We start from the raw sequence: 17,266 nt of genomic DNA, 5'->3' as shown, positions 1-17,266 counted from the left end.
GGCGGTCCGATCAGATTATTCGCTACGTAATGATTTCACTGGATTCGTCAACGCGGCTTTAATGCTCTGGAAACTTACGGTTAGTAAGGCGATAAGCAGAACCAGCGTAAAGGGTAGGGCAAACAACCACCATTGAATCGTTGTGCGGAAGGCGTAGGTTTCTAACCACTGACTAACAGCGTACCAGGCCAGGGGAGTGGCAACAACAAAAGCTACCAGAATCAGAATGGCAAACTCGCGGTAAAGCATCTGTACAATTTCGCCGACCGACGCGCCCAGCACTTTCCGGATGCCGATTTCTTTGGTACGTTGTGCCGTCGTGAACGACGCTAGTCCGAACAGGCCCAGGCAAGCTACCAGAATGGCCAATGCCGTAAACAAGCCAAACACCTGCCCAAACCGTTGGTCGGCGCGGTATTGCTCGTTGAAACGCTCGTCTAAAAATGAATACTCAAAAGGATTGCCGGGGAAGAAACGATTCCATTCCGTGCGAACAGTTGCCAACGTACTGCTGAGGTCAGTAGCGGCCAACTTAACTGAAAAATAGCCTCTTACATCGGGAATGAGACGTAATATGAGCGGCTCATAAGCATCACGTAGCGATTGTTGATGGAAATCGTCGGTTACGCCTACGATGGTGAAATAATCGCCCCAGAAATCAAGTTCTTTGCCGATAGCCTCTTCAGGGTTATCGAAACCTAACTGTTTGATCGCCTTCTTGTTAAAAATTACGGCTTTCTTTTCCAGGCCGTATTCTTTGGAAAAATCACGACCGGCAATCAGTTTCAGATCGAATGTTTTCAGGAAATCGTAATCAACCGCAATAACCCGGTACTGCGTTCCCTTGCTCGGGTCGGCTCCTTTCAAGCGGATAGTGCCCGCGTTCCAGTCCGAAGCCTGCCCCGGCACAACCGACGAGGCCGTGATATTCTGAATGGCGGGCCGACGTAGCAGTTCGTCTTTAAAAGCGACCATCTGCTTCATAAACGTGGAGTCGGTTCGGATAATGGGCGGATTAATAACCAGCGTCTGGTCAATATTGAGTCCCAGGCTTTGTGCCCGCATAAACTGAATCTGATGGAACACCGCCAACGTACCAACCAGCAGAAATAACGAAGCCGCAAACTGAAATACAACCAGTGACTTACGTAGCAAAATACCCTGCGACGTAGAACTGACTTTCCCTTTTAGGACCGATACTGGCTGAAAACCAGATAGTACAAACGCCGGATACAAGCCCGACAAAAACGCACCTATCACAAATAGCCCAACCAAAGGCAGCCAGAACGTAGCACTGCCCAGCAACGAGAAAGACAGTTGCTGACCCGATAATTGATTAAAAGCGGGAATCGAGACGGCTACCAACAGCAGCGCCAATATGACCGAAATACCGTTTAGCAATACTGATTCGGTCATGAACTGGCGGATAAGTTGACCTCGTAACGAACCCACCGCCTTTCGAACGCCCACTTCTTTGGCCCGATTGATGGCCCGCGCCGTGGCTAAATTGATGTAGTTGACCCAGGCAATGACCACAATAAAAAAGGCAATACCCAGCAGTAGATAAACCGTTTTGCCATCGCCGTTTGGCTCCGCTTCTTCCATCAAATGCGAGTACAAGTGAATGTCACGTAGCGGCTGGAGTTTGTAGATGGCATCAGCGTCGTATTTTTTCAGTTCTGCGCCGATGGTTTTCTGAATATAGGGCACAAACTTCGCTTCGAGGGCTTTAGGATCGGTGTCGGGACGTAGCAGCAGGTACGACATGGCACCATCCCACATCCAGGCATTATCGGGGTTATTGTCTTTGCCAACCTCCTGGATAAAAGTAAGATGTGGAATCAGCAGATCAGCGTGGAGGTGCGTGTTAGCGGGCATATCCTTGTAAACGCCCGCTACCTTCACGGCCTGCTGCTGATTGAATTTTATGGTTTTGCCCATCGGATTCTCAGTGCCGAACAATCGTTTGGCAACCGATTCGGACAAAACGACGGTATTCGGTTCGGAGAGTACTGTGGCGGCATTCCCGGCCAGCAATGGATAGGAAAATATCTTGAAGAACGATTCGCTGGCGACAAATACGCGCTCCACTTTCAGGCTTTTGTCGCCATAATCGGCAATCAATGTTCTGCGTTTCAAGACTTTTACATAGTCCTCAACTTCGCCGAAAGCTGCTTTAAACGAATTTCCCGCGGCCTGAGCGCCACCCGCCCATTGTGTGCTGAGTTTCCCTTTGTCGTACCGATCCTGTTGAACGCGGTAGATCCGGTTGCCTTTCGTATGAAAGTCGTCGTAGCTTAACTCAAACGATACGTACTGCAAAATGAGTACGCAGGCAGCAACGCCGATAGCCAGTCCCAGAATGTTAATAGCCGAAAAAGCTTTGTTGCGAATCAAATTCCGCCAGGCGATTTTGAAATAATTTTGGAGCATAGTTGTGTCTGTGTTGAGACCGGTCTGCCGATGCGGGGCATGTCCTGTCTCATGTTCGAATAGTATTTGTTGAATGGTTTATAAACTAGGTAATTTATTGCTGCCGCTAGTGAGACAGGGCATGCCCCCGCATCGGCAGACCGGTCTCTACCCTTATTCGCTACGTAAACTTTTCACTGGATTCATCAATGCCGCCCGGATACTCTGGAAACTCACCGTTAGTAGGGCAACGCTGACAGCCAGTAAACCCGTCAGGGCGAAGACCCACCACGATACTTCGGTTTTATATGGGAAATCGCTTAACCACTGATTCATGCTATACCAGGCAATGGGTGAAGCAATCACCAGCGCGACCACAACCAGTTTGAGGAAGTCTTTTGATAGTAAAACTACAATGCTCATTACGCTGGCACCCAATACTTTGCGGACACCAATCTCTTTGGTACGTTGCTGAATCGTCATCAGCGCGATGGCAAACAGGCCCATGCATGATAACACAATGGCAATGCCAGCAGCCACACTGAACATCTGTGACAGTTTTTCTTCTTTACGGTACCAGCGATCCGTGTTTTCGTTCATGAAACTCCCCTGAAATTCTGACTTGGGCGCAATTTGCCGCCATTCCTGTTTGAGCGTTTCCATCATAGCCAACAAACTCTGGGGCATCACCCGAACAAACAGATAGCTGACGTTAGCATCCTGATGCATATGCATTGCAATCGGCTTGATTTCATTCCGTAACGCATACAGATGAATGTCAGGGATAAGGCCGATGATCTGGTAGCGGGTTCCGGCGGAGTCGGTCTGGAAGAAGGCACCAAGCGGTTGTTTTTCACCTAGTTCTTTCGCGAAACTACTGCTGACAACCACCGAGACTGTTGAATCCGTTGGATACTGACGGCTAAAGTCGCGGCCAGCTAAGAGTTTGATGTCCAACGTTTTCAGGTAATCATAATCCACACGTAGCCAGTCGCTGGTTACGTCCCGACCATTGTGGAGAAAGCCCACCATATTCCGGCTGGAGGAACCATCTAACCCGCGGCCAAGGTTAACGCCTGTTCCGGTGATGGATACTACGTTGGGATTATTGGCCAAGCGATTACGTAGCTGGGTCAGGGCATATTTGCCTTCCACTTCGCTACCCACCGGAATGCTGATGACTTGCTCCGTTTTGAAGCCCAGGGGTTTTTCGCGCAGGAATTTAATCTGACGTAGCACGACAAACGTACTGATTAGTAGCAAGCAGGTAATCGAAAATTGCGTAATAATCAGGGTATTACGTAGCATTCCTGGTCGGCCAGCTTTGATTGTTCCTTTCAGTACCTGAACCGTCTGAAAACGAGTCATGACCAGAGCCGGATAACCCCCAGCGACCAGCGTAACCAGCAAAAACGCCGACAACACGATAACCAGGGTCATGGGTTGTAATAAATAATCTGTTGTCAGTTTGGCGTTAAAAACGGCGTTGAATTTCTCACGTAGCGCCACTATCAGCACCGCGCCGATAAGCAAACCCGAACCGCACATGAGTAGTGTTTCGCCCCAGAGCTGTGTAAACAACTGACCCCGTTGGGCTCCCAGCGACTTTCGAACACCAACCTCCCGGGCCCGCGTAAACGACCGGGCCAGCGTCAAGTTCACAAAGTTGATGGCCGCAATAGCCAGAATAAATAGGCCAATGAGCATCAGCGTGTACACATACATGCGGTTCGTGCCTAAGCCCTGAATCATACCCGTCTCAAAATGCACATCGAGCAGTGGTTGCAGTCGCGTGCTGAAAATTTCGCCCCGTTCGTCAGGTTTGGCGCCTGTTTTTTTTAGTTCAGAAATAGTACTCTGAAAGTATTTCCCGGTAAACGGTTGCAGACGTTTTTCAAACGAAGCCTGTGACATGCCAGGCTTCACTTTCACATAAACCGTGTGCTGGGTATTGTCCCAGCGGTCTTTGTTGATCGGGTATTCAGGAATATTTTCGATACGAACAAAGGCATCGTACTGAATACTGGAATTATCAGGAAAGTCAGCAATTATTCCCGTTACGATAAAATCTTTCCAGCCGCCGAAGCCATTGACGCGTAGTGACTTACCCATTGGATTGGCCGTCCCGAATATGTCTTTCGCTACGTTCTCGCTCAGCACGATACTGCTCAGACTATTAAGCGCTGTTTGAGCATTACCCTGCCGCATCGGAAACGAAAAAATCGTTAACATGTCGGCATCGACCCCGTCGATTTGCTTTTGTATCTGTTTGTCGCCGTACTGAATCGCGCCGTGCCCTTCCTGATAGCGCGTCGCTCCTTCCAGTTCGGGAAACTCCTGCTTCAGCGCGGGTACAAATGGGTAAGGCATTGAGGAACGGAGCTCCGTTCCTTTGGGGTCGTTGATGCGAAAATAAGCTCTGTAGATGCGGTCGTGATCAACGTGAAAACGGTCGAAGGACAATTCGAACGTAGCGGACAGAAACAGTAACGTAGCACTTCCGAACGCCACCGACAGCCCTACAAGGTTGATAAACGTAGAGGATTTATGCTTCCAGAGTGTACGAAAAGCTATTTTGAGGTAGTTTGCTAGCATTGTTGTTTATAGTTTTATGCAGAGACAAGACATATCTTGTCTCCTAACCGGATGGTTTGCAGACGTAAAAATTGCTGACGCGCATGAGACAAGGTATGCCTAGTCTCAACATGTATTATTCCGAACGTAGCGCTTGCGTTGGGTTGATGACGGCGGCTTTAATGCTCTGATAACTAACCGTCAACGTAGCAATGGCAATCGACAGGACTCCGGCCAGACCGAAAATCCACCATGTTAGTTCAGTTTGGTAGGCGAACGTGCCGAGCCATTTATCGAGCGCCCACCAGGCCACTGGAAACGATAGCAGTAAGGCGATGAATACCAGTTTTAGAAAATCAGTCGAAAGCATTCCTACGATATTCGTAATGCTGGCTCCCAAGACTTTACGAACGCCAATTTCTTTGGTACGTTGCTCAGCGGTAAACGCTGCCAGGGCAAACAATCCCAGACACGAGATCAGAATGGCGATAATTCCAAAATAATTGACGAGCGTATGAACCTGTTGTTCACTGCGATACAGGCTCTCATATTCTTCGTCTAGGAAATGAAAATCAAAAGGGTAGTTTGGATTAAATTGCTTCGAAATCCGCTCCAAATCGGCGAGTGCCTGCTGCGTTTGTCCGGCTCTGGTTTTTACAAGTAAATAGCTCGTATTCTGATAATTATAGCAGAGAACCAAGGGTTTAATAGCTTGGTGGAGCGATTGCAGATGGAAATCTTTCATCAGGCCAACCACAGGCCCTTTTCCCATCCAGAACTTAATTTCCTTACCGATCGGATTTTTCATGTCCGGCGTAGACTGAGCCATCATTTTGGCAGCCGCTTCGTTGATAATGTAACTCGATGAGTCGGCTCGGCTGTTGGCCCGAAAATCGCGTCCGCCCACTAACGTAATGTTCATGGTACGTATAAAATCATGCCCCACGAACATACAGGCTACATTATTATCCAATTTTGTATTTCTGCCCGGCCAGTCCAAATCGCCCGAAGATCCTTGTATGTTAAGTGGCAACGCCATGGTGGTTGTGGCAGATGCAATAGAAGGCTGACGAGTGACTTCCTGTAAAAACGCATCGAATTTTTTCGTATCGGTAAATCCCTCAATGACCCAGTAAAGCACGTTTTCGCGGTTGAGGCCAAGATTTTTAGTACGCAGGTAATTCATCTGTTTGCCCACCGCCAGCATACCGATAATCAGAAAAATTGAGAGTGTGAACTGAAACACGACTAACGTTTTTCGGAAAAAAGCCGGCCCGGCTCCAAATTGCAATCGACCTTTAAGAATTTTAATTGGCTTTAGCGACGACAGGAAAAGAGCGGGGTAACTGCCAGCCAGGAATCCAGTAACAATCACCAGGCCCAGCAGGAGCAACCAAAGGGCTGGATCAGCGAAATCAAGCGCCAGCTGTTTCCCAAAAACCGTGTTGAACGCAGGCAGTGTGTACCAGACTAACAGCAGTGCCAGTACGGTTGACAGTAGGCTTGTTAATAGCGATTCGCTCAAAAATTGCCGGATGAGCGAGGAACGTAGCGCGCCAACTACTTTTCGGACGCCCACTTCTTTGGCACGGGTAGCCGAACGGGCCGTGGCCAGATTCATGAAATTGATACAGGCAATCAGCAGGATGAATAAAGCCACTACCGAAAAAATTCGAACGTACTCGATACGCCCTCCAATTGATTTTCCGTCTTTATACTCACTATATAAATGAAGGTTGGTAAGGGGTTGTAGGGTGGGACGGCCTGCTTCGAAGTTTTTACCGGCAAAGCGCGGGTAGATACTGGCCATCGCTTTTTCAGCCTGCGCCAGCGTTGTTTTGGGCTGTAACCGAACGAAAGTAGAGAAAGAGCTATTACCCCAGGTCTTCATCCAATCCTGCTCCTGTTCTTTCCAATTGACTAACCAGTCGAACTGCAGGCTTGACGTAGGGGGGAGGTTTTCAATTACGGCCCCAACAACGTAGTATTTATCATTATTGAGCTGAAGTGTTTTGCCAATGGCCAGGCCATTCGGAAAGAATTTTTCGGCAACTTTTCGGGTAATTACGATCTGGTTTGTCTGGGCAAGGGCAGTACCAGGATTTCCATAAACGGCGGGCAAGTCGAATACCCCAAAAAAATCCTTAGTTGCGTAGAACCCTTTTTCTTTAGCTTTCTTCTCGCCAACTTTTAGTAGATAATCAGAACTGAAATTTAACTTAACCGCGGCTGCTACTTCAGGAATGCTTTGGGTTATTGCTTCCTGCAGCGGCCCCGGCGTTACGTTGTTTGTGCCAATCTCACCCGTATTTGGATTTAGAAAATTGACCCGGACGAAACAGATGCGTTCGACATTAGGCAGAAAACGGTCGTAACTCAGTTCATCGCGTACCCATAATCCAATGAGCAAGCTACAGGCTAGCCCCAGTGCCAGTCCTAAGATGTTGATTGAGGAGTAAAGCTTGTGCTTGAGCAAACTCCGGAAGGCAATTTTGACGTAGTTGCGAAACATAAGGATTAGGAGCAATAAGAACCGGGATTCAACGGATTTAAGGATTTTCTGGATTTTGTTCGAACGCTTCTTTCAAGCGCTTTCATCGAGAACAAAATCCAGAAAATCCTTAAATCCGTTGAATCCCGCGGGGCCGCCCGTGCGGTTCAGACTATACGTGGAAATTTTCGGTCACCACTTTACCATCGAACAGGTTGATGATGCGGTGGGCGAAACCGGCGTCATACGGAGAGTGCGTTACCATGATGATGGTCGTACCTTCATCGTTCAGTTCACCAAGCAGCTTCATTACTTCCTCCCCGTTTTTCGAGTCGAGGTTACCCGTCGGTTCATCGGCAAGGATCAGCTTGGGTTTAGCAACTACGGCGCGAGCGATAGCGGTACGTTGCTGCTGACCGCCTGATAGTTGCTGCGGGAAGTGATTACGTCGGTGCATAATACTCATGCGTTCCAGCGTCTCTTCAACACGCTTTTTCCGTTCGTCGGCAGGCGTTTTCAGGTACAGCAGCGGAAGTTCTACGTTTTCATAGACGGTCAGCTCATCAATCAGGTTAAAGCTCTGGAATACAAAGCCAATAGAACCTTTCCGAAGCTGAGCCCGTTGTCGTTCAGTCATTTTGGCCACTTCCGTACCGTAGAAATTATACTGCCCTTCGCTGGGGTTATCGAGCAAACCCAGAATATTAAGCAGCGTGGATTTTCCACAGCCTGAGGGCCCCATGATGGCTACGAACTCGCCGTCTTTCACATCCATATTGATGCCATTGAGGGCGGTGGTTTCTACTTCTTCGGTTGCGAAGAGTTTCTGAAGGTCAACTGTTTGGATCATTGTGTAGGGGTTTGTCTGACCAGGATTTCAACAGGATTGGAAAGATTTTCAGGATGTTAAGCATCAGCCCATCTTGTTTAATCCTTTCAATCCTGATAAAATCTAGATTCTGATTTTAGAATTCAAGTACTTCGTTATCACCAAAATTTTCGTAAGAACTCGTAATTACTTGTTCGCCAGGTTCTAAGCCCGACAGCACTTCGTAAAATTCGGGGTTTTTGCGGCCTAACGTAATGGGTCGTTTTACGGCCCGCTTGCCCGATTTATCCACTACGTATACCCAGTTGCCACCTGTGTCGGAGAAGAAACCACCAACGGGAAGAAGGGTAGCTTTAGCCGCTTTGCCCAATTCCAACTGAATCGGCGACGACTGACCCCGTTTGATACCTTCCGGTGCTTTTTGTGGGAAGATCATATCAACTTCAAACCGGCCGTTACGTACTTCTGGATACACCCGACTGATCTCCAGCCCGTTCATTTTCCCATTAAACTCGAAGGAACCTTTCAGGCCCGAAAAAACCCGGCTGATGTAATGCTCATCGATACCAACGCGCATTTTAAAACCGTTCATATCATCAATCTGACCAATATTCTGACCCCGGTTGATGTTCGAACCCACTTCTACGTCGATGCTCGACAATTGACCCGAAACAGGCGCTTTTACCACCAGATTGTCGAGTGTCTGCTGCCAAAGAGCGACATTTTTCTGCGTACGTTGCAACGTACCTTCCAATTGTTTGATCTGGAACTTGGCATTTTCTTCCTGATACTTCTGCGTTTCGATCTCGATGTTACGTTGGCTCACGAGCCGTTCGTATGCACGCTTGGCTTTCAGGTAATCTTCTTCCGAAACAACTTTATCTTTAAAGAGCTTCTCCTGCCGTTCGTAAGTGTCTTTCGCCTGTGAAATTTGAGCATCTACGTCAGCCAGCGTTTTACGTAGCGTAAAGCGTTCAATCTGAATGCGTTGACGGGTATTCTGTAAGTCGTTAACGAGTCGGTTCGCTTCCGTTTCCGATTGCAGGAAGCTGAGTTTCAGACTTTGGTTTTCAAGTTTGAGCAGCACTTCGCCCTTCTTCACCATGTTACCACCTTCAACAAGTTTCTGCGTTACGTATCCGCCTTCAATGGCGTCGAGACGAATGGTTTTCAGGGGTTGAACGACGCCCGTTACGGCAATGAAATCTTCAAAAGGTCCGGTAGTTACGTCGGATACGGTTATTTTATCTTTTTCAACATTTAACTTCGACCGACGGTCGGCAAATAAAAGTGTGTAGGCAAGTAAGCCGATGATGAGCGCACCACCACCAATAATTGCGATACGCTGTGTTGTCCAAAATCGTTTAGGTAAGACGCGATCCATTTTTTTAAAGAGCGAAAGAGTGAATGAGTGAAAGAGCGAATGAAAAGTGACACTTGAATAATCGCTCAGAACTCTCTAGCTAATAAGCTTTGTGCCAATGTCATGCCAACTGCTGAATATAATTGATTATCAGTAATTTAATATATAATAGAGTAGGGTGGTTGTCCGCTTTCGGACGAGATTTGTCCGGTTTTAGCCGAGCCGTTTCTGTTAACCTATTCGCTCTTGTACTGCCTTGGCGACCCACTCTTTTACTCTTTCGCTCTTTCGTTCTTTAGTTCCACCAGTACATACGACTGCAACGTTTGAGGGCGAGTCTCTGGATTCAGAAAAGCGTACGTCAACCGACTAACGTGGTAATAGGGGAACGTAGCAAGATGCCGCACCGTGAAGCCCCGGCTCATCAGTGAATCAGCCTGTTCAGTTGTTGTAAACACATGTTGAGACCCTTTCAAAAGCTGAGAACGTAGCGACGAATCCGAACGAACGTAGTGCGTGGGCGCATCAGCATAAAATTCGTACGACCAGAAACTGCCACCCCCAACGCCGGTTCCCGGCATGTACAGAAGCGTGGGTTTTTTAGACAGCGTGGCTTGCTCGTTGACGTATCGGGCGGTTGTCATACCGGCCTGGTAATTCAGAAAAGTAGGATACAAAATCAGGTTCAGCGAACCAGCCAGAATCAGCATGCTACTCACCATTCGACCCATCAACGACGCCAGATTATTCCGTCGGAACAGGGTGAACGTAGCAAACGTCATGACGGCAATCCAACAGACAGTGCCCACCAGTTGATTTGGTCGTACCAGCACCAGTAAACCAATAGTTAACGCGATGATCAGGACGCCAATAATCGTCTGGCCAATCGTCCAGCGACGTAGTACCGATGGCGTGAGATTCGTTAGAAAATGCGCGGTCAGGATGGCGTAAAACGGGAAGACGATATTCAGATAATGAGGCAGCTGAAATCCCGAGAGTGAGAACAAGGCGAACGTAGCAAGGCCACTACCCAGCGATACGTATTCGGGGGCGTTACGTTGGCGTTTAGCGAGGGCGATCAGTTGTTTACCAACTTCTATGTATAAGGGTATCGACCAGGGCAAAAACGCCCAAAGCAGCGTGTGGACAAAGAAAAATTTATCGCCCGAACCTTTGATGGGACCCGTATTGAAAAAGCGTCCGAACTGGCTGTCCCAGAAGAAAAATTGAATACCTGATACGTTCGTTCTGCCGAAAATAACCTTCTCTGGATGAAGGTCAAACTGTTGATATAAGCAGTAAATTTCTGGTAACGTAAAAACAAATGACAACGCTACCGCAACGTACCAGCGCCAGTTTAGGAACTCTCGCCAGTGGCCCGTCAGCAGCCAGTGAACAATCAAACCGGCGCCGATTGGAATCAGCACAAAAACACCTTTGGTCATCAAGGCGCAGCCGGTTAGCAACGAACCGATGAGCAGGTGATAAAACCGCCCGCCTAGAAATACGCGGTAAAAATGGTAGACTGGCCCAATAATAAGTGGCATCAGGTAAGGTTCAGCCCGGACATCGCTATTGGACAACACGCCATGAAAAGCAGTCAGCAGCACCAACGTAGCAACTTGGGCTACTCCTTTCGAATACGTTAATCGGGCAAAATGATACGTATAAATAACACTCCCGAGGAAAAACAGTAGCGCCGGAAATTTATAACCAAACGTATTGATACCGAAAAGTTTATAACTGCTCGCTGCTACCCAGAATGGAAAATGGGGTTTATCGAGCCAGTCAGCACCAACGGCGTATAGATTCACAAAATCACCGGACTGAGCCATGGCCTTGGCGATGCAGGCATACAGCGCACCATCGAGCTCCATGATTGGCGGAAATAGGCCAGTTGCATTCAGGAGCACACCAGCCATCACAAGCCCATAAAACAGGCGGCTATCAAAACCGTCAAATTGACTAGACATTTCCGGCGTTTGTTGCTAAATTAGGACAATTATTAACAACCATCCGTGACATGTCGATGGTCGTACGTCTAACTATATAATTGACCATCTACTTCTAATAAACTACCACTTAACACATATTTAACGGCCAAAATACGGAAGAAAACCGTAATTCGTTGTGGAATCAGATGCTCGTGCAACCTATTCGCCTAGTCTGTCATCTTTGGATATATGCAAGACGCTAAACTTCTACTCGTCGACGACGACCCCGATGTACTACTGGCGGCCCGCCTGCTGCTAAAACGCCACGTAGGTGCAGTGGATATTGAAAAGAACCCAGAGAAATTGCCGTTTCTGCTCAATAATAATCAGTATGATGCCATTGTGCTGGATATGAATTTTCAGCGTGATGTGAGCAGCGGACGCGAGGGTTTCGCCTGGCTCGACCGTATTCTGGACATCGCTCCCGACTCAAAAGTAATTTTGTTCACGGCCTACGGCGACGTAGAAATGGCCGTTCGGGCCATCAAAGCAGGGGCAGTCGATTTCGTATTGAAACCCTGGCAGAACGATAAATTTCTGGAAACCATTCGGAAGGCTGTTGAAGCCAAAAAAGAAGCCGGTGAGGAGGCCGTACTGATTAATGGAAAAAAGAATGGCAAGGATTCTGGTGATAAAAAAGCGTCGAAGCAGACCAATATCATCGGCTCGGCCATGCGCCCCGTTCTCGATACAGTTGAGCAGGTAGCCCCTACCGACGCCAACGTATTGATTCTGGGCGAAAACGGTACGGGTAAAGATCTGATTGCCCGCGCTATTCACGAACATTCGGACCGACGTGACAAGCCATTTGTGAGCGTCGACGTAGGCGCACTGACCGAAAGTTTGTTTGAAAGTGAACTGTTTGGCCACGTTAAGGGTGCCTTTACCGATGCCCGCGACGACCGCGCCGGACGTTTTGAGGAAGCCAACGGCGGCACGATTTTCCTGGATGAGATCGGTAACCTCACGCCATCGCAGCAGGCTCGTCTGCTGACGGTGCTTCAGCAGCGGCAGGTAACGCGCGTCGGCTCGAACAAAGCCCGTCCAATTGATGTCCGACTCATCTGCGCCACCAACGCCGATTTAAATGAACGGGTAGCAGAGCGGGCTTTTCGGCAGGACTTACTGTACCGTATCAATACCATCGAACTACACCTGCCTCCGCTGCGTGAGCGTCCGGGCGATATTGGGCAACTGGCTGAATTTTTCCTGAAAAAATACGCGAAACAGTATAACCGGTCCGTATCTGGCCTGAGTCCAGCATTACTTGTCGAAATGAAGCAGTATCAATGGCCGGGCAACGTTCGGGAGTTGCAACACGCTGTTGAACGGGCGGTTATTCTGGCTCGCCCTGAACTGACCACAGGAACGATGCTCGAGCCAACAAATTTCGTATTCAAAAACGGAGCGGCAGTAGCATCTCCTGTTAATGATACGCTTCAACTGGAAGATATGGAGAGACAGTTGATAAAACAGGCGATGCAAAAATACAGAGGCAGTATTACCGACGTAGCACGTGAGCTGGGTCTGTCACGCCAGGCATTATATCGTCGCTTGGAGAAGTTCGGAATGTAATTAGTCTACAAATCATCTACTTGTTATAGCCGATCAGTAAAAGGGTCAGTATTTGTTGCTGGATGTACTCAACCTGCGCAAGTCCTGATTCATTTTCTGTCGTAATAGACTGATCTGAGCTAATATTTAGACAGAACTCTGACGTATTTCGATTGTCAATCCTGCGACCACACGGTCTGCAATTTCTAAAATCTGTCCGGTTGAATTAATTATGCCCCAACTCCTTTGCAATAGATTCCTGCGCCTGTTTAACTACTTCATCAGGCGTTAAACCGGTGGGTTCAATGCCGGGCAACGTAGTCCACGACATGCGTGTAAACGACGTTAGCGGGAAAAGGCCAGTTGGGTTGAAACGGCCAGTTCCTCGAATGGCTATTGGGACCACAAGGGCATTCGGAGCCCGCTTCAGCAACGTAGCGACGCCACCCACCACAAAAGGTTTCATACGCCCTTCCGGGTCGCGCGAGCGGGTACCTTCCGGAAAAATAACCGCCGATCGATTCGTGTCTTTAATGAGTTTTCCCAAACGGGCGATTTCCATAATGGCCTGTTTCGGATCTTTTCGGTCGATGAGGGCGGCTCCGCTTTTCCGTAAATTGTAGGATACGCCGGGAAGGCCCTTCGCCAGTTCGATTTTGGAGACGAAGATGGGGCCGTGCCGTCGTAAGAACCAGATAATGGGCGAGATGTCGAACATACTCTGGTGATTGGCCACGAAAATGATAGGGCGGTCGGTAGGCAGGTTAGGCGGAATATGGAAATGAATGCTGCTTCCGGTCAGATACCAGCCGTAGGAGATGGCCGCGTTCATCCAGTCGACCGTTTTTTTGTGCGCCTGTTTTCCAAATACATTGAACGCAATTACCTGTAATACGTGGAAAATAACCAGCACTAATCCAAAGTAGAGTAGATAAACGCAACTCAATAAATAATCCAGCACTTTTTTCATTTCAGAATCAGCAAGCTATTTCTAGCCAAAATTAACAACCCGTTTCATCTTGTTACAGATAAAAATGGTTTCCGAGATAAATCATCAGCGATTTTAACGGAACTTTGTCCCTTATTTGGATTAATTATTCATTTTCTACGTTGTTTAAAGTATGAGCTTAACAGGTGCACGTATTGAGGTTATGCAGTTCGTCGGTGAAAAAGTCGATAACTCCATTGATGAATTTCTCAAACCGATTGAGACGTACTGGCAACCGTCTGACATGCTGCCTGATACTACCAAAGAGTCGTTTCTGGATGAGGTGAAGCTGCTTCGGGAAAGCACTCGCGAACTGTCATACGATTATATTGCCGTGCTTGTTGGCGATACCATTACGGAAGAAGCGCTGCCTACCTACGAATCGTGGCTGATGGACATGGAAGGTATCGACCAGAATAATCCGCATAGCTGGACGCGCTGGATACGTAGCTGGACCGCCGAAGAAAACCGCCACGGCGATCTGCTCAATAAATTTCTTTATCTGTCGGGCCGGGTGAATATGCGGGCGATGGAAGTGTCGACCCAATACCTGATTGCCGATGGATTTGATATCGGCACAGGACGTGATCCCTACCGGAATTTCGTTTATACATCCTTCCAGGAACTGGCTACAAACCTTTCTCACCGACGTACTGCTACGTTGGCCAAACAGGCAGGTTGTACGCAGTTGTCGAAAATCTGTGGCGTTATTGCTTCAGATGAAATGCGCCATGCCAAAGCCTACAAATCGTTTGTCGATCAGATTTTCGAGGTAGATCCGTCGGAAATGATGCTGGCGTTCGAGGACATGATGCGTAAGAAAATTGTGATGCCAGCTCACTTCCTGCGCGAAACCGGCGTGAAACTAGGCGAAACCTTTAGCCATTTCTCGGATGCTGCTCAGCGTTTGGGCGTTTATACAACCCAGGATTACATCGACATCGCTGATTCGTTGTTAACTGACTGGAAAATAGCGTCGATAACGGGCCTGAACGATGCCGGTCAGCGCGCCCGCGATTACCTGATGGCATTACCGGTACGTCTGCGTCGCGTGGCCGAACGTACTAAAATCCCGGCGCTTGAGTACCCATTTAGTTGGATAGCGGCTTAGAGATATGAACCGTTTCGCTATCGGCATAGGCTGGCGCATTGCGGGTGTCATCGTATTGGCCGGCGCCATTACGTATGGATATGTTCGGGAAACGAACGGACTCGTGATGTTTCCGCTGTTTATCCTGGAAATCGTTCTAACGGCTAATCTGTATCAATACGTAACGAGCCTGAACCGAAAGCTGACCCGCTTTCTCGAATCGGTACGTTATTCTGACTTTGCCGTAGCTTTCCGGGCCGATAGTAATCTGGGTCCTACGTTCTACGAACTCAACGACCAGTTTAACGAGGTGCTTGATGCCTTTCGGCAGGCGCGGGCCGAAAAAGAAGCGAATCTGCACTACGTCAATACGATTATTCAGCACGTAAATGTTGGTCTACTCACGTTCGACGCGGCCGGTCAGGTGGAATTGGTCAATCAAACGGCGCTACGTCTGTTAGGCATCTACCGGCTCCGAACCCTTGCCGATTTAAAAAGTACCCACGCCGAACTTGCTACGTTACTCAAAGCTGCTGCTGCGTCGCCCACGCCGGTATCGTACCAGACAGGGGCTGATGGTGAGTTGTCGATACGTTGCACAGCTGTTCGACTACGGGGAAGACTAGTAACGGTTGTGTCGATGCAGAATATACGTAGCGAACTTCAGCAGCGGGAACTTGATGCCTGGCAAAACCTGACGAAAGTACTACGTCATGAGATCATGAATTCGATCACCCCGATTGTGTCGTTGGCGGGCACCATGCGTGATATTGTGGAAACGGATTTGGTACCTTTTACGTCAGACGAAGCACAGCATCCAGTCCCAAAGTATGTGAATGAATCTGTGAATGATTTGCGTGATGCGCTGTCGACCATCGAACAGCGCGGAACGGGGGTGATGCAGTTTGTGGATGCGTATCGAAATTTTACGACCATTCCGCAGCCGATTTTTGCAGATGTAGCTCTTGAACCGCTGTTACGTAACGTTGTTCAGCTGGCCGAAACCAATGCCCGCAAACCGACCATTACCTGTACGGTTTCATCGCCCAACCTAGCCATTCGGGCCGATGCCGGACAGATTGAGATGGTTCTTATCAACCTGATTAAGAACGCAGTAGAGAGTCTTGATAAAGGCCAGACACCCGTTATTGACCTTCTTGCCGAAGCGGCTGGCCCCCGCGTTATAATTCACGTGAAAGATAACGGTCCCGGAATTGAACCCGAAGCATTGGAGCAAATTTTCATTCCGTTTTATACCACAAAAAAAACAGGCTCTGGCATCGGTCTGAGTCTATCACGGCAAATTATGCAACTGCATAACGGCCAGCTCACTGCCGAATCGACGCCGGGACAGGGAAGTACATTTAGTCTGGCATTCTAAATTTGACCTCTGAGCGAATAGTCATGCGCTCAAGTTCAGCCTTCACGGCTTTCATGCGCTCTTCTACAGTTAAGTCGCCTTCGAGTCGGAGAATAGGGCAGAGGAGTTGTCTTATCCAGGCTTCGTGGCGGGGAAGGCTACGACCTTTCAGCAAACCCGAATCATAAGCGGCTGCCCAGTCGATAAATTCTCGGGAGCGTTGTTGCTGAATACTATCCTGCTGGTGCCATCCGTATCGCTCGATTTCTCGTTGCCAAAGACGTTCAACTCGGATATCGGTGGGGAGCCATAAAAAAACGACCAGATCGAAAAGCGACGGCCAAAATTCTCCCCAGCTATCTAACGAGCCGCCCAAAACCCAACTAGTTTGCTCATTCAAGTCTTTCAGCAAACTGCTGTTACGTTCTAATGGATCACGCTTGATTTCAAAAGGAGGGGAGCTAGGTAACCAGTAGTAGTCATCAGCATCAAAATAGGGAATAGCCAACTCAGCTGACAAAGCCTTGCCAAGTGTCGTAACCCCTGAACCTGAAGCGCCAAATATGTGAATACGCATATAGCTGAAAAACTGTGCGTTACGTCTGCTTTTG

Annotated in this window: 11 protein-coding genes; 3 read left to right on the top strand and 8 right to left on the bottom strand. The window is 48.4% G+C overall.

Annotated features, from left to right (window positions below):
- Window positions 1–15: 15 nt before the first annotated feature.
- From ACYVF1_RS17970 to ACYVF1_RS17945, 6 genes are all read right to left on the bottom strand, one after another.
- Window positions 16–2,433 carry an ABC transporter permease gene (locus ACYVF1_RS17970; RefSeq protein ID WP_461081307.1) on the bottom strand — a complete coding sequence of 806 codons (2,418 nt, stop codon included), beginning with the start codon at window positions 2,431–2,433 and terminating at the stop codon, window positions 16–18.
- A gap of 153 nt (window positions 2,434–2,586) precedes the next feature.
- On the bottom strand, window positions 2,587–5,007 hold the full coding sequence (locus ACYVF1_RS17965; protein WP_461081305.1) for an ABC transporter permease: 2,421 nt from the start codon (window positions 5,005–5,007) through the stop codon (window positions 2,587–2,589).
- Between the two features lie 115 nt (window positions 5,008–5,122).
- Window positions 5,123–7,498: an ABC transporter permease gene (locus ACYVF1_RS17960; RefSeq protein ID WP_461081303.1), complete on the bottom strand. Its 2,376-nt coding sequence runs from the start codon at window positions 7,496–7,498 to the stop codon at window positions 5,123–5,125.
- Between the two features lie 151 nt (window positions 7,499–7,649).
- Complete coding sequence (locus ACYVF1_RS17955; protein ID WP_461081301.1) at window positions 7,650–8,327, bottom strand: ABC transporter ATP-binding protein; 678 nt, start codon at window positions 8,325–8,327, stop codon at window positions 7,650–7,652.
- A 115-nt stretch (window positions 8,328–8,442) separates the two neighbouring features.
- Window positions 8,443–9,690, bottom strand: a complete 1,248-nt coding sequence (locus tag ACYVF1_RS17950; RefSeq protein WP_461081299.1) for an efflux RND transporter periplasmic adaptor subunit — start codon at window positions 9,688–9,690, stop codon at window positions 8,443–8,445.
- A 251-nt stretch (window positions 9,691–9,941) separates the two neighbouring features.
- Window positions 9,942–11,642 carry an ArnT family glycosyltransferase gene (locus ACYVF1_RS17945; protein ID WP_461081297.1) on the bottom strand — a complete coding sequence of 567 codons (1,701 nt, stop codon included), beginning with the start codon at window positions 11,640–11,642 and terminating at the stop codon, window positions 9,942–9,944.
- A gap of 210 nt (window positions 11,643–11,852) precedes the next feature.
- Between ACYVF1_RS17945 and ACYVF1_RS17940 the strand changes: the two genes are divergently transcribed.
- A complete protein-coding gene (locus tag ACYVF1_RS17940; protein WP_461081295.1) occupies window positions 11,853–13,238 on the top strand; it encodes a sigma-54-dependent transcriptional regulator in 1,386 nt (461 codons plus the stop codon).
- A gap of 205 nt (window positions 13,239–13,443) precedes the next feature.
- Here ACYVF1_RS17940 and ACYVF1_RS17935 read toward each other — a convergent pair whose 3' ends face one another.
- Window positions 13,444–14,187, bottom strand: a complete 744-nt coding sequence (locus tag ACYVF1_RS17935; protein WP_461081293.1) for a lysophospholipid acyltransferase family protein — start codon at window positions 14,185–14,187, stop codon at window positions 13,444–13,446.
- A 151-nt stretch (window positions 14,188–14,338) separates the two neighbouring features.
- Between ACYVF1_RS17935 and ACYVF1_RS17930 the strand changes: the two genes are divergently transcribed.
- Together ACYVF1_RS17930 and ACYVF1_RS17925 are read left to right on the top strand one after the other, a co-directional pair.
- Entirely contained in the window at window positions 14,339–15,316 is a 978-nt protein-coding gene (locus ACYVF1_RS17930; protein WP_461081291.1) for an acyl-ACP desaturase, read from the top strand.
- A 4-nt stretch (window positions 15,317–15,320) separates the two neighbouring features.
- On the top strand, window positions 15,321–16,676 hold the full coding sequence (locus tag ACYVF1_RS17925; protein ID WP_461081289.1) for a sensor histidine kinase: 1,356 nt from the start codon (window positions 15,321–15,323) through the stop codon (window positions 16,674–16,676).
- On the opposite strand, the gene ACYVF1_RS17920 is transcribed toward ACYVF1_RS17925, so the two are convergent.
- Window positions 16,660–17,232: a P-loop NTPase family protein gene (locus ACYVF1_RS17920; protein WP_461081287.1), complete on the bottom strand. Its 573-nt coding sequence runs from the start codon at window positions 17,230–17,232 to the stop codon at window positions 16,660–16,662. The two genes, ACYVF1_RS17925 and ACYVF1_RS17920, sit on opposite strands and share 17 nt — an antisense overlap.
- Window positions 17,233–17,266: the final 34 nt, after the last annotated feature.

This window comes from Spirosoma flavus, from assembly GCF_054778555.1.
This window is presented reverse-complemented; position numbering and strand designations above follow the sequence as displayed.